Source organism: Bacillus sp. G16 (genome assembly GCF_021282335.1).
Taxonomy (GTDB): domain Bacteria; phylum Bacillota; class Bacilli; order Bacillales; family Bacillaceae; genus Bacillus; species Bacillus inaquosorum.
Genome location: NZ_JAJSOZ010000005.1, coordinates 90,837 through 113,035, shown reverse-complemented (window position 1 = coordinate 113,035; position 22,199 = coordinate 90,837). Strand labels below are relative to the sequence as shown.

5 protein-coding genes are annotated in these 22,199 nt (G+C 46.3%); all 5 read right to left on the bottom strand.

Annotated elements, in window-relative coordinates:
* Window positions 1–2 precede the first annotated feature (2 nt).
* From LWH95_RS07655 to LWH95_RS07635, 5 genes are read right to left on the bottom strand one after another with little or no spacing between them, the layout of a single operon-like run.
* Window positions 3–1,004, bottom strand: a complete 1,002-nt coding sequence (locus tag LWH95_RS07655; protein ID WP_003240104.1) for a phosphotransferase enzyme family protein — start codon at window positions 1,002–1,004, stop codon at window positions 3–5.
* Window positions 997–7,425: a type I polyketide synthase gene (locus tag LWH95_RS07650; RefSeq protein ID WP_232919267.1), complete on the bottom strand. Its 6,429-nt coding sequence runs from the start codon at window positions 7,423–7,425 to the stop codon at window positions 997–999. The genes LWH95_RS07655 and LWH95_RS07650 overlap by 8 nt, the downstream gene beginning before the upstream one ends.
* Before the next feature lies 1 nt (window position 7,426).
* Window positions 7,427–14,980, bottom strand: a complete 7,554-nt coding sequence (locus tag LWH95_RS07645; protein ID WP_232919266.1) for a type I polyketide synthase — start codon at window positions 14,978–14,980, stop codon at window positions 7,427–7,429.
* A gap of 17 nt (window positions 14,981–14,997) precedes the next feature.
* Window positions 14,998–19,524, bottom strand: a complete 4,527-nt coding sequence (locus tag LWH95_RS07640; RefSeq protein WP_232919265.1) for a type I polyketide synthase — start codon at window positions 19,522–19,524, stop codon at window positions 14,998–15,000.
* Entirely contained in the window at window positions 19,517–22,186 is a 2,670-nt protein-coding gene (locus tag LWH95_RS07635; RefSeq protein ID WP_232919264.1) for a non-ribosomal peptide synthetase, read from the bottom strand. The genes LWH95_RS07640 and LWH95_RS07635 overlap by 8 nt, the downstream gene beginning before the upstream one ends.
* Between the last annotated feature and the right edge of the window lie 13 nt (window positions 22,187–22,199).

The window sequence follows — 22,199 nt, the reverse complement described above, 5'->3', positions numbered from 1 at the left end:
TCTTAAGCTAACTTCGAAAAGTCAAATTCGGTTATCGGCGTTTGATTTTCGATATCGTTTCTGAATCCCTTCAGCATTTCTTTTTCTTCTTCTCCTATTGAATCAAGGTCAAACATTTGGTGGAGCAATCCATAAATCAGCATATGGCGCAAGCGGAGGAAATCCGGGATTTTCTTGAGCCATTCGGCGGCAATTTCATTTTCCTCCCTGTACCCTTTCATAAAATGCGTCATAAATTCTTCAGTAAAGGCTGCTTTATTTTCATATGGGACAACCGGATACCATAGTACATTGTAGAGGAGAATGCTGATATCATTCACAAACCAGTTGTACCCGATATCATCAAAATCAAATGTAGTGATCTTCCCATGATCCCAGTTAAAATTACCATGGTGAAGATCTGCGTGAACAAGGCCGTAGCTGTCACGGTTTTTTGGCAGTTGCCGCAACTCATTCATTAAATCGTCTGCCTGCTGAAAAACCTTTGTCTGATCTTCAGGGACATATTTTCTGAGCTTCAACTGCTCTTCTTCATCCCACTCTTGTCTTTTAAATCTTGGATTGCTCAGTTTATAGCTTTTTGTCAGGCTGTGCATCTTCCCTGTATATCTGCCAAGCTCGAAAAATAGGGTTTCGTTCCACTCAGATTCGTCTACTTTATGACCCGGCGCCTTTTCATACACTCTCAATAAAAATGCTCCGCCGTTTCCGTCCGGCACTTCCTCAACATCCTTCCCGTTTAACGACGGGATTGGTTTGGCGACTGAAAGCCCGCCTTCAGCAAGATGATGGAGCCATTCCATCTCTCCCATAATATAATCCGGCGACCGGCGAATCGTGTGTGTAATCTTTAAAATATAAGATTCATTGTCTTTGGCAAACTCATACACATAGTTTTCCGCATCCGCTAAAAACTGCACTTGATCTCTAGTAAATCCATATATAACGGCAGCTTCTGCCAAAACCTTTTCTTCATCAAATATTGCTTTAATATCTTTATGCATGCTGATTCTCCCTCTTCATATATTTAGACAATTCCCTTATCGTGTGTTTTTTCGCAAGATTCAAATCATCAACATACCAGCCTTTCTTTTCCATCTCTACTTCCATTTTGACAGCGAGCAGCGAATTTCCTCCTAAATCAAAGAAATCGTTGTCAATTCCTACATAATCCAGGTGGAGAATTTCCTTCCAAATATCTAAGAGAATTTTTTGCTGTTCTGTCTCCGGCCCGCTATCTTCTGTTTCAGCTCCTAAATGTTCCTTCACTAACAGAGCCCGCAAATGCTCCGGCTGATTGGTATCTAAGGCCATTAAATATGGAGAATGCAAGGATTTTTCAGCATGCAGCACTTCCCAATGAGCGTTTGTGTTTTCCATTAAAGCGGATTGCAATACACCATCAGCAATCACTTTCTCCTTTTTGCGAGGCGCGGGCTGTAAAGAGGATGCCCATTCGATATGTCCGCTTTGATCCTCTACCTCATCGACGGTTATGTGATAAACCGTTTTTAACGGGCCAGCCTCTTCCTTAAAGCGATGCTCAGCCAAAAACTCAGAAAAAGCCCGGTTCTTTTCTGATTTCTTATACTCCAAGGACAACGTCGCAAGCTGTTTATCCCGTGCATATGAAGCAAGGCCTGACAGCACTTTATGTTCAATTCCTTTGCCTAGTGCGCGGCAGCTGAGCAGAAAAGTATCTAGCTTTAATGAATCTTCTGTTCGGATTCCCATGATTGCACCGACGATGCCTTCATCACTGAATCTGTCCGCTGCTTCAACGATCCAGCCGATATGGCCGTCCGTATTGAGCCGCTGGGCAAGCTGCTCTTCACGATAGACTGACGGATTCATATTGAACTGATTGATTCTCGCACTCATTTGAGCAACTCGCGGCAAATGCTCTTCTGTCATCTCAGTCAAGGCGATACGCAGGTGTAAGCCGGAAAGAAATTCTTCAAGCGAACGGGACGTATTCAAATCTATTTTTCTTTCTTGCGCAGCCAAATATCGTTCCGTGCGCTTTTGATCAGCTTCTGTCACTCTGAACCTGTCAAATGCCCAGACATGTTCTAGGAACATCGGAATAGAATCTGGATCAGACGGCAGAAGCAAGGTCAGAACCTCTGGCAGGCGTTCGTTCATTTCCAGGCATTGAGCCGGATCATCATCTAAGAATATGAACCGATCCACTGAAATGTTCAGCTCATCGGCCATTTCTTTCATGCTTCTGGCTTTCTCATTCCAATTAATGCGGGACAGGACAAAGTCCTCTTTCTTCAAAATCATATCTGGATGACGTTCAAACACATTCCAGACGTCTTCTTCATTATTTCTGCTTGAAAGCACAAGGAGCAGACCCTCTTCTTGTTTTCTCTTTAAAAATTGCTGCAGCGCTCGGTGGGCAGGAGTAATAATGACCCCTTCCGCACCAGCTTCAGACACGGTACCGCTCCACAAAGTGCCGTCACAATCGATGGCGGCCGCTTTAAATGGCGGTTTGAGCCATGCCGCAAACTCACGTGCCACCCGTGTTCCCATCGCCGCATAAAATTCTTCAGTAAACGGTATTCTTGCCGCTCTTTCACTTTGCGGGTCAAATATGGCATCAAGCTGGTATGTTTGATGCAGCTGGCGGAGATCAATCAAATGTACATCCGTTTCTCCAGCAAGCTGCGCGATCCAATTCTGCTGGGATTGCACAAGGATGTCCCGGAGCTCCTGCTCTTTCACATTTTCCAGCGGAAGCAATCCAATGAAATAAGGCACTTCCTTTTTCTTTTGTTTCATGATGGCGAGCAGTTCATCTGAATTATATTGAACGTGAGCCATTCTTTCTTCCAAAGAAAGACCTGAATCCCCTGCCATATCCTCAAGGCGAATCAACAGCAGGTTGGCACCATTTTTTTGCCGTGACAGCAAGCTTTCTTCATTAAGCAATTCTTGAAACACCTGACCGTAAGGAGACAGCTTTATATCTAGATTGATATCAAACTGTTCGCCCCACCATTTTAGGTAAGGAACAATCGGATCAGCCGTAAAATTGGAACAAATGGTTAATGGGCACGAGATGACTCGGTTTGACTCTCTCTCCCTTTTCCGCTCGGCCTCTTCCTGCTCTTTTTGGCTCAGCACCGGAATGTCCTTTATGCGTTTTTCAGGCTCTTCTGCAGCTTTTTCAGCAAGAGAGATAAAATGAGAAACAAATGCCTGCATGGATTCATGAGTGAAAAGCGACCGGTTGTATTGAAGCACACATTTAAGCTCTCCCGTCACTTCCTTCACGACGTCCATTTTCATATCAAGCTTTGAAATGCCCTTTGCGAATTCGTATGTTTCAAATGTTAATCCGCCAGCCTCTATTTTTATATTCGGGTCATACTCATTATGATAGATCAGCATGGTATCAAAGAAAGGGTTGCGGTTCGGCTTGATCACCGGCTGCAGCGCTTCTGCCATTTGATCGTATGGATAATCCTGATGGTCATAAGCTTCAAGCAGAGTTTGTTTTGTGTGTTGAAGGTTGCCGGCAAACGACTCTTCAGGATTCAAATGAATTTTGATCGGCAAAAAGTTTGTAAACATGCCGATCGTATTCTCAATATCCGCATGACGCCGGCCTGCCACCAATGACCCGATCATCAGCTCCTGCTGTTTTGTATAGCTGGACAAAAGCATGGCATAGAGCTGAAACAGCATGACATTGTTGGTCAGCTGCTGCGCCTCTCCGATTTTCTCAAGCTTTTCTAAAACGCGAGGCGGGATTGTAAACTTAATTGCCCTGCCTAAAAAGCTTTGTTCTTTTCGTTCATAATCAAGAGGCATATTCAGCACAGGCACTTCACCCTCAAGCTGCTTCAGCCAATACTCTTTTTGGCGTTTAAACATGTCACTATTAAAAAATGTCTGCTGCCACTCCGCATAATCTTTATACTGAATGATTTTTTCGGGGAGCTGTTCCCCTCTATATAATTGGGTAAATTCTTTTATAAAAATATTCATCGAGGCGCCGTCCGCCACAATATTATGCATATCAACAAGCAACGCATGTTTTTCTATCTCAATTTTGACGAATTTCACCCGAATTAATGGAGAGACCTTAAGATCAAATGGCCGTATAAATGAACTGATTTCGTCATCAAGCTCATCCATTTTCGCTTCGGTTTGTTCAATCGAAAAATCAAAGTTCTGATGGATTCTCTGCACAGGTTCTCCATCCTTAATTTCAAACGTTGTACGCAGTGTTTCATGCCTTTCGATCAGCTTTTTGAATGTGTCCTCAAAGCGGGCGGCATCAATTTTTCCGAAGCACAAAAGAGCCATCGGCATGTTATATGTGGTGACTTGCCCGATTCTCTGATGAATCAAATACGTTCTTCGCTGTGCCGCTGACAGCCTGTATACGTCTTTTTTCTCTGAAGGCTGAATGGATGTATATTGATTTCGGTCAGAGCGCTCAATAAGTGTGGCAAGCGCACGGATTGTCGGGTGCTGGAACACATCGCTTAACGTAAGCTCCGCTCCAAATTCCTTGTGAATGCGGGAAATCAGACCAGTGGCGTTCAATGAATGCCCGCCTGTTTCAAAGAAATGGGTATCTAATGTGACACGTTTGACTCCGAGAATGTCCTTCCACATAGCAGCCAAGACTGCCTCTGTCTCATTAAATTGAACATCTGATTCTGTATCCGCTGTCTGCCCGTCATTTGCTTGCTCAGGCACCAAAAGCTGAAAATTTTCTGCCACCAGTGTTCCCGACTGTTCATTTGTCCGGCCAATCCAATATCTTTCTCTTTCGAAAGGATACGTTGGAAGCGGAATAAGCTGGCATTGCTCCTGATCATAAAAAGCTGTCCAATCGACCGGCACCCCGTGCAGCCATATCTCACCCAGTCTGCTCAGCAAGTAACGGTAATCAGAAGCTGCCTCCTTTGGATGCCTCATCAGCTGGATTGCAATGTGCTGCTCGTCCTCTGCCTGATACAATTTGCTGACAAACGAACGCAGCGCATTTCCAGGGCCGACCTCTATAAAAATTGGATCCAGCTCTTCTTTTAAGCGTTTTGCGCAGTTCATAAATCTGACGGTTCCCCGCAAGTGATCAGCCCAATATGACGGATCTCCAGCTTCCTCATCAGTGATCCAGTCTCCTGTTACATTTGAGACAAACGGGATCTTTTGTTTTTTAAATTGATAGGCTGAGAGCTTTTGTTTCATGCTTTCTAAAACCGGTTCCATCATATACGAATGGAAGGCATGTGATGTATGAAGCTTTCTGCAGCCGTGTCCTTCCGCGTTCAGCTTCCTTTCCAATGCATCAATCGCACTTGATTCTCCTGATACAACACATGAATCCGATGCATTCACAGCAGCGATTGAAATGGTTCCGTCTGTATACGGTTTGATGTCTGCTTCGCTTAAGGAAACGCTAAGCATAGAACCGGACGGCAGATTTTGGAGTGCTGCCCCTCGATAGCTGACGATGTCAAGAGCATCTTCCAATGAGAGCACACCGGAAATGGCTGCAGCCGTATACTCACCGATGCTGTGTCCCGCCATTGCTTTCGGCTTAATTCCCCAGTGGATCAGCATTTTTGCAAGTGAATATTCGATACAGAACAGAAGAGGCTGCGTATATTCAGTTTGGTTAATCAGTTTTGCATCATGCTGATTATTGTCAGAGAAAAGCACCGTGCGCGGATCTGTGTCCATATGATTTTTTAATATGTCAAAACAGGCATCGAGCTCTTCCTTAAAAATCGGTACAGTATCGTAAAGCCCTTTAGCCATATCAACATACTGCGCCCCCTGTCCCGGAAAAAGAAAGACAACGGGCCGGCTTGCAGATTGAGAGCTGCCGGTTTTAACAGACTCATAGTCATTTTCATGAATAGCCTGAAGAAGCTCAGGCACATCCGCTGCCACAATCGCTTTTTTATAAGGAAACGAATGACGCCCTACTTTGAGGGTATATGCCGCGGCTGCCAAATTGGCCTGCGGATTTTTCACGAAATAGTTTGACAGCCGGTCTGTCATGTTGTTTAAAGCGGCAGGTGTTTTGGCTGACAGCAATAAGAGTTCAGCGTCATGTCTTTCCGCTGCCTTTTGCTGTGCCGGCGCTTCCTCTAAAATGACATGGGCATTTGTTCCCCCAATGCCAAATGAGCTAACGCCCGCTCTGCGCGGGAACTCATTTTCTTCCCAAGGGGTGAGTTTCGTATTGACGACAAATGGTGATTGCTCAAAATCAATTTTGGCGTTTGGCTTTTCGAAATTCAGAGTCGGCGGAATCACTTTATGCTTTAAGCTTAGAACTGCTTTCATAAATCCAGCTACACCAGATGCATCATTTAAATGACCGATGTTGGATTTGACAGAACCAATTCTGCAGTAGCCGCGACGGTCCGTTTGGTAAGCTTGTTTTAATGCTTCAATTTCTATCGGATCACCGAGTGTCGTCCCTGTGCCGTGAGCCTCGACATAGGTAATGGTTTCAGGCTCCACCTCGGCCATGTGCAGGGCTGTTTTAATCGCTGTTACCTGGCCTTTGGTGCTCGGCGCTGTATATCCAACCTTTCTGCTGCCGTCATTATTGATCGCAGTACCTTTTATTACAGCATAAATATGATCTCCGTCTGCTTCAGCATCTTCAAGCGTTTTTAAAATGACCGCTCCTGCCCCGTCTCCAAATACTGTGCCTGCCGCCTCATCATCAAAGACGCGGCAATGCCCGTCTGGAGAATGGATCATACCTTCTTGGTAGAGATACCCGGATTTTTGCGGGAGGCGGATAGAGACTCCGCCTGCAACCGCCATATGGCAGTCCCCATTTAACAAAGCCTGAGCAGCAAGGTGAATAGAGACCATCGAGGTTGAGCAAGCAGTCTGCACCATCATGCTCGGCCCTTTCAGGTTAAGCTTATAAGAAATAAGTGTTGCCATGTAATCTCTCATATTCAAAACGGCTGTTTCCAGCGTCTTTGAGTCTTCTCCAGACTTTGCCCCCTGAAGAGCCCTTAGCACCCATTCTGCATTGAGGCCCGCTCCGGTATAAAGGCCGATCTGCCCTTTATAAGTGAAAGGATCGTAGCCGGCGTCTTCCAAGGCCGTCCACACGCATTCATGAAAGATACGGAACTGCGGATCCATCATGGCAGCTTCCTTCGGCGTATAATCAAAGAAGCCGGCATCAAACAGATCTACATCCTCCACAATTCCTTTTGCTTTGACAAATCGCGGATCATTCAGCAGTTCTTCATTAACCCCCTCTTCTCTCAGCTCCTCATCAGTGAAAAAAGAAATCGTCTCTTTCGCATTTTTTAAATTGCTCCAAAACTCCTGCACGTTTTTTGCTCCCGGAAATCGGCCTGCCATACCGATTACCGCAATTTCAGCTCCATGATTCGCATAATGAGAATTACTCATTCTATTCGCCGCCTCTCAATCTTTTATCTCGCTGATTGCGTATCCGCGTTTTTCTCTGTCCCTTGGATACAGCCGCCATTTCTTCTTTCTCCTCTTCACTTTCTTCTTGATCAGGACTGATAAATTGCGCTAAAGCAGCTACAGACGGGTATGTGAATAAAGTCACCACAGCCTCGTTGGTTCCCAATTCTTTATTTAAACGGTTTGTCACTTGTACAATGTCTAAAGAGCTGGCTCCCAAATCAAAAAAGTTATCATGTATGCCGACTTGCTCCAGACCCATGAAATCTTGCCAAATGCCGCATATGACCTGTTCTGTTTTGTTGCGGGGGGCGACATACGGATTATTCAATTCAGGTCGGGTGTGTAAGGCGCCCGTCTTCTTCTCCTCTTTCGCTATGCTATCGGCATTCATGGATATCCATTGCTTCATTCTGTGTCCCAAATCACCTGTTGAAACTAATAAATGGCGATTGTTGATATCTGACAGCACATATTGAAAAAGAGCTGCTCCTTCTTCAGGCAAAATGGCAAGTTCAGCAATAGATTCTCCGATAGTAGATTCAAGCTGGCCCCAGAAGTTCCATGCATCCCAGTTCACGCAAACCCAAGGAGTCTTGCTGCGCTGATTTACCCTCGCCGCAAAAGCATCCATATAAATATTCGCTGCAGAGTAAGCTGAGAAACCGAGACCTCCAAGCAAAGCACTAATCGATGAAAATAAGAAACAAAAATCTATATTTTCGTTTTCTAATAGAGATTCAAGCACTTTCAATCCCCTGACTTTAGACTGGAACTGGTCTTCTCCGCCTTCAATCGTTGCAGGTATATCTGTAATCGCCCTGAAAGACGAACTTCCCGGAAGCCCGGCAGCGTGAAAGACGCCGTTCAGCTGTCCAAACTCAGTATGAACCTTTCTCATAACAGCCTGCATATCCGACAGGCTTCCCGCATCTGCCTGAAGAGCTGTCACCTTTGCGCCTAACCGTTCCAATTCTTTTATTTTCAGGATTTTCGCCTTAATCGGATCATCTTCCTCATGTTTCTCGCACCAGCTTTCCCACTGGCTGCGCTGCGGAAGTTCACTTCTTCCTGTCAGAATCAGACGGACGTTTCCTTCTTGTGCAAGCAGCTTTGATAACACAAATCCGATTCCGCCAAGCCCTCCCGTAATAAGATAAACACCTTTCGGGCGGATCATATTCGGCAAGCCGGACGCTTTATTTAACTGAACAGGCTGATACATCTGCACCCATCGGCGGCGGTTTCGGTATGCGATAATTTGATCCTCGCCCGCTGCATCAGTTTCCGTCAGGATTTGGTCAATCAACTCCTCTTCTTTCCATGTCAATGTATCCGGTAAAGGAGGAATGTCGATGTTCCAGCACTTCAAATGGTTATATTCCTGCGGGACGACTTTCAACGGCCCCAAAATCGTCGATTTTTCAGCATTGATTTGTTCTTCTCCAGTCACCTCATGAATCCCGCTTGTCAGCACAAACATATTACATTCGTTCATTTGTTTTTGATTAGATGCCGCCTGTGCAGTAAAAATCAAACTATAATAGCCGTTTTCACTGTACGTGCTGAAAGTTTTGGAGGATTCCCCTTGCTCCGAAACGCTCCACAGATGCATCATACAGTTTGGAAGAAGCCCGTCTGAAGCAAGTGAAGAAAATAAACGCTCATAATGTGTCCCATCAGCTGGATTGATGACATACAATCCGCTGTTTATTTTTTTGAATTGCCGGTCTCTCGTGACAATTACGGTCTCATGTCCTTGGCGGCGTATCGCTTGCACCAGCCGATCTCCAAAGGCTGTTCCTTCATGGAAAACCAGGGTTTTTCCGCTTTCAGCTGGCTGCTCTTTCTTTCGGCTGTCAGCGGACTTGATCTTTCTTTCCCATGACGGCAGATAGAACCATTGATCCATCGGTTTCTTTTTATTCCATTCATCAACTGCGGTGAAAGCAGCCGCATTGTCAGCCGCTTCAATCCAATAGCGTTTTTTCTCAAAAGGATAAGGCGGAAGCGATATCAGACGCTTAGGCTTATCACCGCCATACTGCCTCCAGTCAATTTCACAGCCGCAGACCCAAAGCTGACCTAATTTCTTCAAGAAATAGGAATGATCATGCGCTGGTTCTTGAACATGTCTGACGAGATTGACGATGTCATGCTGGCTAGATCTCTTCTTATGCCTTCTGGCAAATGTGCTTAACGTGCTGCCCGGTCCGACTTCTATTAACAGAACGTTATCGTCACTCAAAATCTGTTCTAATCCTTCATGGAAGCGGACTGCGCCTCTTAAGTGCTGAGACCAATAAGCCGGGTCTGCTGCTTGTTCCGGTGTTATCCATGTTCCCGTTACATTCGAAACAAATGGAATCCGAGGGGTGTTCATATCCTGTTGCTTTACAATCGCGGCAAATTCCTCAAGAATGGGTTCCATCATATAAGAATGAAAAGCGTGAGAAGTATGCAGGTGGCGGCCGGCAACGCCCTTTTCTTCAAGAAGAACCGCAAACGTCTCAATGTCTTCTCTTTTTCCGGATACTACGCATAAGTCATGAGCATTGACAGCCGCAAGTGACAGACTGTTCGTAAGCAGCGGCTGCAGCTCTTCCTCTGATAGCTGAACACTCATCATTGCTCCAGATTCCAGCTGCTGCATCAGCCTTCCCCGCTCCATTACGAGCGTTAAAGCCGTGTCTAATGAAAACACGCCTGACAGGCATGCAGCAGTGTATTCACCAATGCTGTGTCCAATCATATAATCCGGTGAGATGCCTGCACTTTGCAGCAGCTTTGCGAGCGCGTATTCAAAGATGAACAGCAGCGGCTGCACAACAGCGGTCTCCGTCAGCTTCGCCCCATCATTTGAATCTGGGAAGACGATCGCCTTCAAATCAATTTGATGTGACTTCTGTGCGAAGGCAAAACAGCGGTCCGCTTCTTTCTGAAATACAGGTTCAGCTTCATATAAATCTTTCATCATATCAATATACTGAGAGCCTTGCCCGGAGAACATAAAGGCAGTCGGGCGCCCACTGTGTCTTTGATAAGCTGTGAGCTCTGCACCGCTTTCCCATTCCGTTGATTTTGACAGCACGACCGCTTTTCGGTATGAAAATTGTTTTCTGCCAACTTGCAAGGTGTATGCCACATCCTCTAACGGAACGTTTGGATGCGTTCGAAGAAATTCCTTCAATCGGTTTGTCATCTGCTCTAAGGCTGTGTCTGTTTTTGCTGACAGAACTAGCAAATGCCGCTGGCTCTCGGAAGCTTCTCTGCCTGACTCCGGCTCTTCTTCCAGTACAATGTGCGCATTTGTGCCGCCAATTCCGAAGGAACTGACACCCGCACGCCTTGGATCAGCGGATTCCTTCCAGTATGTCGCCTCGGTATTGACATAAAATGGCGTCCGGTCAAAATGAATATGCGGATTAGGTGTCGTGTAGTTCAAGCTTGGCAAAATTGTTTTATGTTTTAGCGATAAAACGGCCTTAAAGAGTCCGGCAATCCCGGCAGCGCTGTTTAAATGTCCAACATTGCTTTTCACTGACCCGATTGGAATTGACATTGGCCTGTCACTTTTAAAAACCTGGCTCAGCGCTTCCATTTCGATTGGATCACCCATTTTTGTACCGGTTCCGTGAGCTTCGATATACCCTACTGTGTTCGGATCAATCCCTGCATTCTCGTATGCATTCTTTAACACTTCGGCCTGGCCTTCTACGCTCGGGGCGGTAAAACCGACTTTTCGGCTTCCGTCATTATTCATTCCGACCCCTTTTATGACCGCATAAATGGTATGCCCTTCTTTAACGGCGTCCTCATATCTTTTTAAAACGACAATCCCCGCGCCATCGCCAAAAACTGTGCCGCCTGCATCCTCATCAAAAGGACGGCAATGCCCATCAGGTGATTGAATCATGCCATCCTGATAAACATAGCCTGACCGCAAAGGGGTGCTGACAGTTACGCCTCCCGCAAGCGCCGCGTCACATGCTCCGTTTTGCAGCGCTTGACATGCCGCTCCAATATTGACTAAAGAAGTGGAGCAGGCTGTTTGCATTGTGATGCTCGGCCCATGCAGGTTTAATTTATAAGCAAGCTGGGTACTGAAAAATTCTCTGTCATTTAACAGCATGGAGCTAAACTGTTCAGTCCCATCCAGTTTCCCTGCGAAACGTGTAATCCATTCGAGGTTCGGACTTGTCCCGGTGTAGACGCCGATTTTCCCTGTTGTCCGCTCAGGGTCACAGCCCGCATCTTCTAAGGCCTCCCAGGCACATTCATGTAAAAGCCTGAATTGCGGATCCATCAATTCTGCTTCTCTTGAGGAATATTGGAAAAAATCCGCATCAAACATATCAGAGTCCTCGATGATCCCCTTCGCTTTTACATAATCGGGGTGCTGCAAGAGCTGGTCATCAATGCCTGACGCTTTTAATTCTTCATCCGTAAAGAAGCTGATAGTTTCTTTGCCGTTTACGAGATTATTCCAAAACTCATCCAAATTGCCGGCTCCCGGAAAACGCCCTGCCATACCGATAATCGCGATATCAGATCCCTGACCGTTCAGACGGCTTTGCGACACCTTTTGATGCTGCGTCATTTCTGGCTGCCCAGCCTTCGTTTGAACCTGTTGATGAAGATGCTTCGCCAGGCTGCGAACTGCGGCAAATTGATAAAGCAGAACTGGTTCCACCTTCCAATTCAACTGATCTGTTAATTTTGCCGCTAATTGAGAGATATCAAGCGACGTAGCCCCCAGCTCAAAAAACGGCGCATCATCGTCAAGCTCATTGAATCCAAAATGCTTTATGACAATTTCTCTGATTGTCTTTTCAACAGCAGATAACGGCATTGCACGAAACGGTTCTGCCGACTGGTGAGGCTCATCTTCTTCAAGTTCAGCCCGTACTAAGCCGTCAGGCAACGGGAAATGCTGCTTTGTAAAAGGGTAAGTCGGCAGAGCTAACCTTTTATTATGCTGAGGTTCATGCAGGACGCTGAAATCAACCTCAGACCCGAGACTCCACAACGCTCCGTATATATGTAACTTTAAAACGTCTGTGTGTCCTTGTGTGCCGAGATCACCTGTCATGCCAATTGCTTGGCGCTCTGTAAACACTGATGCCCCCTGAGTCAAACGCAGGTCTATGCAAATAGCAGGTTCCTCCCGCAAACAAGACGAGATGTGTTCAAAAAACCGTATCGGCTTGCAGATTTGGCCGGCCCAATAACTGGCATCCGCTGCTTCGTCATCTGTTATCACTTTTCCAGTGACAGATGAAACGACTGGAATGTCTGGTGACTTCATGTCCAGCGTGCCAAGGAAGTGCATGAATTCTTCCGCTGCGTCGACCAGCAGATCCGATTGATACGCGATATCCCCATCAAATAACTCAGCAGCAATCCCTTTTTGTTCAAGCCGCGCCTTCAGCTGATACACATCCTCTGGCAAACCGGAGACGGCACAATACCGCTCATCAATCAGCGCAAGGGATAATGATTTTTCTAAGTATTGAACGATATCCGGTTCTGACAGGCTGACACCGAGCATTTTTCCTGCCGGCGACATACTGATTAACTCTCCGCGTTTATATGCGGCTGCGGCCCCTTCTTCAAAGGAAAACATCCCTGCCGCGCAGGCCGCCGTAAACTCCCCGAATCCCCGCCCGATAAAGCGGTCTGGTGTTATGCCGATGTGCTGTAAGAAACGGACTGCGGCGTATTCCATGATGAACGACACCGCATGGACCAATCCCAGATTTTCCTCTTCCCGGTACGTTTCTGGAGCAGAAATACATGCTTTAAAGAAGCTAAGTACATCCTGCTGAAAAGCATTTTGCACCTTTTCAAGGCAAGCATCGACTTCTTTTTTGAACAGGTTTTCCGTGCGGTACAGCTGCGCATATCGGCCAAAGCCCTCTTGAACGTCTCCCGCAAATACAAACATGGTGCTGCTTGGAACAACCGCCGATTCGGTGATTTGTTTTTTATGCCGATGATCAGAAAGCTGATCAAGCAGATCCTTTTGATGTGAAGCAACAAAGGAGATTCTGTACTGGAATTGCTTTCTGCCAAGCTGTAACGTACGGGCTATGGCTGGCAGCGGCGCTTCCGGGTTCCGGCGAAGAAAATCAGCCAATTGATCCATTGAACGGGTAAGCTCCTGCCTTGTTCTCGCAGAAAGAACAACAAGCTCAGGACCGCCGGCTGGCATTTCATCAGTATGAGATGGGGGCTCTTCAAGGACAACGTGAGCATTAGCGCCGCCGATTCCAAAGGCGCTCACGCCGGCTCTTCTCGGTCCTTGCAGAGATTCCCATTCAGTCAGCTCTGTATTGACAAAAAACGGCGTGTTCTCAAACTTGATGCGCGGGTTCGATTTTTGATAGTGAAAAGCGGGCGGCAGCATTTTATGATGGAGCATCATAACGGTTTTTATAAATCCCGCTACCCCGGAGGCGGCGTCCAGATGCCCGATATTCGCTTTGACAGAACCAATTCGGCAATATGCTTTTTTATCTGTATTGAAAGCACGGGTCAGCGCCTCAATTTCAATCGGATCTCCGACAGGCGTTCCTGTCCCGTGGGCCTCAACATAACCAATGCTTTCCGGTTCCGTTTCCGCCATCTCCATAGCTGTGGCAATGACATTCGCCTGGCCTTCAGCACTTGGAGCCGTATACCCAGCCTTATTGTTTCCATCATTATTAATTGCAGAGCCCTTGATGACCGCATAAATCACATCACCGTCAGCTTGTGCGTCTTTCAATCGCTTTAACGCCACCACTCCGGCTCCTTCACCAAAAATGGTTCCGTTCGCCTTTTCGTCAAACGGGCGGCAATGACCATCTGCTGAATAGATCATTCCTTCCTGATAAAGGTACCCAGATATATGCGGCAGGCTCAGGGTAACACCTCCGGCTAATGCAAGGTCACATTCTCCTCCAATCAAACCCTGACACGCCATATGTATCGCGACAAGAGAAGTCGAGCAAGCGGTTTGAACTGATACACTCGGCCCTTTCAAATTAAGTTTATAAGCGATTCGTGACGCAAACGACGAATCATTTAAATGCATGATTTGAAAAGCGTCTTCATTCTTATGAAGGGAAGACATATGACGGCCCATCCAGGACAAATTGCTGGAAGCACCAGCATACAGCCCGATCAGCCCGTTAAACCGTTCAGCGTCACAGCCCGCATGCTCCAGCGCTTCCCATGTACATTCATGCATGAGTCTGATTTGCGGATCCATCAAGGCAGCTTCTCTCGGTGAATAGCCGAAAAACTCCGCATCAAAGTCAGAAACTTCATCAATGATCGGTTTTGCTTTTACATATGCTTCTTGACGAAGCAGCGCCTCATCCACTCCGGCTTCTTTTAATTCTTCATCGGTAAATTGAGTGACCGATTCTATTCCTTTTAAAATGTTGCTCCAATACTCATCAATATTTGCCGCGCCTGGAAACTTGCCCGCCATACCGACTACCGCTATTTCCAGCCCTGTTTCTGTCCATTGTTTCTCGTCAGCCATGGAAATCAGCCTCCCATCTATTTTCGTCTCATTCGCTGTTTTCGCCGGTTTTTCCCTTCATTTATGGCTTTTTGGCGATCTGGCTCTATTCCTTTTATGTGTAAGTCATCACCGCTTTGCTGTGCTTTGACGGCTTGGGTTAATGATGCAACCGTCGGGTGGGCATACATCATCACAACCGGGATATCCACGCCAAGCTCGTTTTTGATTCTCCCGCTCACCTGAAGCAGATCAAGTGAAGAGGCTCCTAATTCAAAGAAATTCATATTTACATCTGTCTCAGAATGAAAATAATCTTTGAAAATATTCATTAACCTTTCTTCAAGTGTGTCCAAGCGGTCTTTTGTCAGCACATGCGCTGCGGTTTGTCTGTCCTCTTTCACATAGCTGTCTTTCATTCGTTTGTTTACATCCTGCAGCGAAATCAGGACTTGCGGGTAGCGCAGCTGCAAAGCTCTCATAAACGCTTTCGCTCCTTGAGCCGGCAGGATTCCTTGGTGTTGCTCCTCTTTGTCCGCTATCTTCGAAAGAATGGCTGCCGTTTCTGATTCATACGCCATCCCTACTTGTTCCCAACGGTCCCAGTTAACCGTCACCATGTTTTCACCTTCTTTTCGGCATGCGTGAGCATAACTGTCCAAGAATGCGTTTGATGCAGCGTAGCCGACTTGGCCCCCCGCTCCTAAAAATGAAACAAGAGAGGAACAAATGAAGAAGAAGTCCGGCTGTTTGTTTCTAAGCGCTTTTCTTAACAGAGCGGTTCCTGTTATTTTGGCTTTCGCCATATGCCTCTCATCGTCTGGTGTCCTTGCGTGAATTACTTTGCCATCAGGAATGCCTGCTGCATGAATAACGCCATGAATGGCTTGTCCGAAACGAGATTCTGCCGTTTGCAAGGCTTTTTGAAGCTCTGCCTCGTCTGAAATATCCGCCTGTAATACCAGCACCTCGGCTCCAGCCTTCTCGAGCTCTTCCACAGCCTTGAGTTTTTTGGCTGTATCGTCATTTGCTCTTAGTTTATCGGGCAGTCCTGTCCGGCTTAGCAGCACAAGCTTTGCTTGAACTGTTTCAGCTAAATGAGATGCAAGAGATAATCCGATACCGCCAAGGCCGCCTGTAATGATATAAACTCCTTTATGCCTGAGATTGCCGGCCATATCAATCTCATCTTGCTTGCCCGGCTGCTTCGCCTGCCGAATCCATCTGCTGTTTCCGCGATAAGCCACAATAGGCTGATCATCCTCTTTTTTAAGTTCATAAGAAATCATTTCAGGCCAGCTTGATTGACCGAGTCGCGGGTCCGGACAAAGATCAACAGCTTTACAGCTGATCTGCTTATACTCTTGCGGAATGGTCAAACAGACTCCGGTCAGCGCAGCCTGATGAGGCTGAAGATCCTCCATTCCCGTCACATCGTGAGCTTGATTGGTCACTACGGTCATACTGAATCTTTTGTTGCTCTCTGTTCCAAGTAAACGGACAAGATCAAGGAGAGGAAGATAACCGGCTATTGTATGCTCTGCAATATCTCCATCACGACCATCACAGTCTTGCAGCCACATCCAGATGATTTCATCAGGGATAAACCCCCTTGCATTCAGTTCATCCAGCAGCTTCCGAAAGTGGGCCGTATCACGATGGTTTACCGTAAACGTGTTTCTGTCTGTTTCCGCAAAGTAATCACCCGGCTGGACAGACACGGCTTCCGCTTGCTGTTTTAGGAGATATTGGCTGACATTACTGTTTTCTTCAAAGACAAGTATCCTCTTTCCTTGATGAGTGAATGTCTCATTGACTGGTTCCATTCGTTCCCAGAACGGTACGGAAAACCACTTATCAAAAGGAAGCTGTTTTTCACTTGAAGCAACGTTTAATCTCAATTCGTTTTTGATCTTTTCTTCCATGCCGCCCTGAGATGTTTGCGGATCGGGAAATACTTGATGCTCAAAAGGATAAGTCGGAAGCGGGACCCTTTCGTATGAGCCCACTTGGCGAAAGTGCTCCCAGTTCATGTTTACACCATGCGTCCAAAGCCTGCCGATGCGGTTTAACAGATAGACACGATCAGATGATACTTCCTTTGGATGCCTGATCATGTTTACCGCAGCATGTTGCTCCGTCATAAAACCCTCATGTTTTCTCACAAACTGCGTCAACGTGTTTCCTGGCCCGATCTCAACAAATACAACATTGCCCATTTGTAAAAGTGTGTTCAGCCCTGAATGAAAATCAACCTTTTCCATGATTTGCGAAGCCCAGTATTTCGGATCTGCGGCCTGCTCTGCTTGTATCCAATCGCCTGTCACATTTGAAATAAACGGAAGGCCGGGTGCTGTGAATTCCATATCTTGCAGAATATCAGCAAAACGAGATGCTGCCGGCTTCATCATGCTTGAATGAAACGCATGGGACGTTTTTAAGTGCTGAATTGCCACTCCTTTCGACTGAAGGCGCGCGGCAAAAGCATTGATTGGCTCCATAAGACCTGATACAACCGATAAATCAGAGCTGTTTGAAGCCGACAGCTCAACCCCCTCTGTCAATTCCATTTCTGTCTCTCTGCTAGACAGTCTGACGCTCAACATTTCTCCCTCCGGCATTTCCTGCATCAATTGGCCTCTCATCGCAACCATATGAAGCGCGTCTTCCAATGAACAAATGCCTGACAGACAGGCTGCTGTTAATTCCCCTATGCTGTGGCCAATCATGTATTGCGGTTTTAAACCTTTTTTGTTCAAGAAGGACGCCAGCGCATATTCAAAAGAAAATAAAATAGGCTGGGTATATGAGGTTTCATGGATAAGCTGTTCGGCTTCTTTGCTTTCTGCTTCATTAGCCGGAAACATGATGCTTCTAATATTGAGTCCTTCCTCAGCTTGCAGAATGGTAAAACAGCGCTCCAGCTCCTCCTGGAATACGGGCTCCATTTCATACAGTTGTTTCCCCATATTGACGTATTGAGAGCCTTGCCCGGAAAACATAAAGACAACTGCCGGCTTCTCCAGCGCTATTGAAGAATTTGCCATATCGCTTGTTATCCCTAAAGGACCAGCCGTAAATGCCTGACGATACTGAAAATGCCTGCGGCCCTCTTGCAGTGTATATGAAACGTCTTGGAGCGGTACCTCTTCATTCTCTTTTATAAATTGCTTGACCTGATCCGCGGCCTTCATTGCAGCTTTTTCAGATCGGGCAGAAATAAGCATAAGGCAGTCTTCATGATCCTCTTGATGACGTCTTTCCTTCATCGGAGGCTCCTCCATGACAACATGAACATTCGTGCCGCCGATCCCAAAGGAACTGACGCCCGCTCGAAATACCCGGTCAGATGCTGTCCATTGTTTTGCTGATGTGCTGACATAAAAAGGACTGTTTTCAAAATCAATTTTAGGATTGGGCTTTTTGTAATGAAGGCTTGGCGGCAGGGTTCTCGCTTTGAGACTCAGCGCCGTTTTAATAAACCCCGCAATTCCCGCGGCGGAATCCAAATGACCGATATTTGTTTTAACAGAGCCGATCGCGCAGAATTGCTTCTTTTCTGTTTGAAACGCTTGTTTAAGCGCCTCTATTTCAACTGGATCTCCTAACGAGGTACCCGTGCCATGCGCTTCGACATAAGAAATACTTTCGGACTCTACACGGCTGATGTTCAGTGCTTTTCTAATGACATCTGCCTGCCCTTCGATACTTGGCGCTGTGTAACCGACTTTACGGCTGCCGTCATTGTTATATGCTGATCCTTTAATGACAGCGTAAATATGATCTTGATCCTTCAGCGCCTGCTTTAAGGTTTTCAGCACTACAACACCGCAGCCTTCACCCCCGACTGTCCCTTTTGCTTCCGCGTCAAATGCGCGGCAGCGGCCGTCCGGCGACATAATCATCCCTTCTTGATACATATAGCCCTTTTTATGGGGACAAGTCACCGTTACTCCTCCCGCCAGCGCCATTTTGCAGTCGCCGGTAAGCAAAGCTCTGGATGCGAGATGCACAGCGGTCAAAGAAGATGAACAGGCTGTATCCACTGCAATACTCGGCCCTTTCAAATTCAATTTGTATGAAATTTGTGTATTCATAAAATCCTTGTCCGTCAACTGAACAGCAGCAAACTGCTCAGAAGAACTGCTGCTTCTCAGCAGCATTGAACTTGCCTGCCAGTACAAATTCGCAGACGCAGCGCCGAATAAGCCGATAGGCTGTGAATAGGTTTCGGGATTATAGCCGGCGTTTTCAAGGGATTCCCACGCGACTTCATGAAACATCCGCACTTGCGGATCCATTACCTCAGCTTCGCGCTGTGAGTAGCCGAAAAACGCTGCGTCAAAGTGGTCATGCCGGTCTACTTTTCCTTTGGCCCTGACATAATTCTTATGATCGAGCTGTTCTTTAGGCACACCGGCTTCCATAAGCTCTTCTTTTGAGAAAAATGTAATGGATTCCGTGCCCGTTTTGATATTCTCCCAAAACTCTTCAATATTTTTGGCACCGGGGAAACGGCAAGCCATTCCGATAACCGCTATTTCTAAGCCTGTTGTTTTACTCATCAGAAATCCCGCCTAACAGTTGTGCGACATTTTCTAAATCCTCCGCTGCCTCTTCCCCACTCTCAGCATTTGCCTGAGAACCCTCAGACTCCGTTTGCCGGCTGAGCTGGGCAGCTATTGCCGATACGGATGTATATTGAAACAGCTGAACAACAGACAGCTCTTGTCCAAACTGCTCTTTCAATTTGTTCGATAATTCTACGATGTGAAATGAGTTTCCGCCGATATCAAAAAAGTTATCTTCCATGCTGATATCAGATTCAGGTATATTCAAAATGCCAGCAAAAATGGAAACCAGCTTTTTCTCAGTTTCATTGTGCGGCTTTATGACCTGCTCGTCAGATTCAGGCTCTTCCATAGGATCTGGGAGCGCCTTGAGATCAAGCTTCCCTGACAGGTTCATTGGAAATGAGTCCACGCGGATGAATCGTCTCGGAATCATATAACCCGGCAGCTTTTCTCCTAAAAACCCTCTCATTTTTCGAGTTTTCAGTTTTTGATCGGAAATGAGATACGCCACAAGAAACTGATCATCTGATTCCTTTTGAACTGGAATAATCACCGCGTCATGAATGATTTGTCCCGACTCCCGGTAATCAAGCATGGTTTTTCTAATCTCATCAAGCTCTACTCTGAATCCTCTTATTTTTACTTGATCATCATACCTGCCAAAAAATTCGATTAAGCCGTCAGAACGCCATCTCGCCAAGTCGCCGGTATGATAAAGCTTGCCGGCAGGAATATGCTGCGGTTCTGTAAATTTTTCTGCCGTCAGCTCTGGCTGACAGATATATCCTCTTGCCACCCCGTCTCCGGCAATGCAAAGTTCTCCGTATACGCCAATGGGCACAGGCTGTCCGCAATGATCCAAAATATAAATCTGTTCATTTGGCATCGGCCTGCCGATCGGTACGACAGCTTCATTCCAATGCTCAGGTATGGTAAAAGCCGCTGACTGTACAGTACATTCCGTCGGACCGTAATTATTTGTCATCACCGGCTTATCAGCACGAAACGTTTGTAAATATTGCTGAACCAATTGGGGCGGCAAAATTTCGCCGCCAGCCATTATTAACTTCAATTCGTCAACGTGATGCGGCTCTTTCTCAGCGGCTTTGAGCATTAGGCGCAAATGAGAAGGTGTCGCATCTGAAATATGAATGCGGTTCTCCTCATAAAAAGACCATAGCTGCTTTCCATCCATCCTTGCATGATCCGGTGCAATATATAAGGTGTGTCCAAGAAGCACTGCCGGAAATATCGTTTGCACGGATGCGTCAAAAATATGTGAAGCAAGCATGCCGATGCGGAGATGCTCTTGTGAAAACGGCTCAAAATGAAGGCTGTCTATGCCATATACTAAATTGATGACTTGACGATGCTCCACCATCACGCCTTTCGGTTTTCCTGTTGTCCCTGATGTATACAGCACATAAGCGAGATTTTCAGGAGACGGCAGACGCCCATGCTCCGCCGCCCCTTCAAATTTCATCATTTCCTCTATAAATAAGCTTTTTTGATTCTCAGCAGAAATGTCATAATCCTCATTCGTGATCACAAACCGCGAACCGCTGTTTTTCAGCATATAATCCATCCGTTCGAACGGCATATTTACATCTATCGGCAAATAAGGACATCCTGCTTTCAATATGCCTAATATGCCAATAACCATTTCTGCTGAGCGATGAACCATCAGCCCCACAGGCTCCTCATGACGAACACCTTCTTTTATCAAAAAAGCAGCAACCCGGTCTGACAATTCATCAGCCTCACCGTATGTGAAACTGACATCTTCATACACAATTGCAGGCTGATTAGGTTTGAGAGCTGCCTGTTCTTTGAAGAGATCGACAATCGATTTTTCTTTCGGATAGGGCTGATTTGTGTGATTAAATGTCGTGATGATTCTCTCTCTCTCCTCATGAGAAAGTAACTGCAGCTCAGAGACCAGAGTCTCAGGCGCCGACAAAGCCCGGTCCGCCAGCATGCAAAAATGGCCCGCTATCCGTTCAGCAGTATCAAATGTGTAATGCTTCAAATTCCAGCTCAACTTTCCAGTCAATGTCCCTTCATCACACTGAATGGAGATAAATAGATTCGTGTCCAGCGCTTTCAATGACGCCGGCTGCTGAAGATCATTCATAGCAAGGGAAATGCCAAAGCGTGGCTCCCCTTTTTTATGCAAAGGATGAAGATCGTCCAATAGTATTTTCACAGGATAATTTTGATGGGCATACACTTCTTGAAAAGCTTGTTTCACATGCTCTAGACAGTCTCTGAAACTCATAGAAGGCTTGATTTTCACCAGCAGCGGAAGAAGATCATTGATCACCGGCTGTGTTTCCCGCTGTCTCAACACAGGGGCCGACGCCATGATATCCGTTCTTCCGCTGTACCTGTGCAGCAATGTGACTGCCGCAGTCATAAAAATGATAAACATACGCAAATCTGAAGCTCCGGATGCCTTTAAGATGGCCTTTTCCAGCTGAGCCGGGAATGAAAAAGTGAATGAAGCTTCTTCATCGTTTTGATCAAGAAGCTGTGAATCATAAGGAAACCGGCAGTCCGATGGGATTTGAGATAATAGAGAAGTCCAATATTGCCGCTCCTTCACTTTTTCAAGAGCTGCGGTTTTCAATTGAAAGACATCGGTTTGGTTCATTGTTATTCACCTA

Excerpts from the sequence above, each read along its gene's own strand:
- LWH95_RS07655 (WP_003240104.1), bottom strand. The coding sequence starts at position 1,004 with ATGCATAAAGATATTAAAGCAATATTTGATGAAGAAAAGGTTTTGGCA.
- LWH95_RS07650 (WP_232919267.1), bottom strand. The coding sequence starts at position 7,425 with ATGAGTAATTCTCATTATGCGAATCATGGAGCTGAAATTGCGGTAATC.
- LWH95_RS07645 (WP_232919266.1), bottom strand. The coding sequence starts at position 14,980 with ATGGCTGACGAGAAACAATGGACAGAAACAGGGCTGGAAATAGCGGTA.
- LWH95_RS07640 (WP_232919265.1), bottom strand. The coding sequence starts at position 19,524 with ATGAGTAAAACAACAGGCTTAGAAATAGCGGTTATCGGAATGGCTTGC.
- LWH95_RS07635 (WP_232919264.1), bottom strand. The coding sequence starts at position 22,186 with ATGAACCAAACCGATGTCTTTCAATTGAAAACCGCAGCTCTTGAAAAA.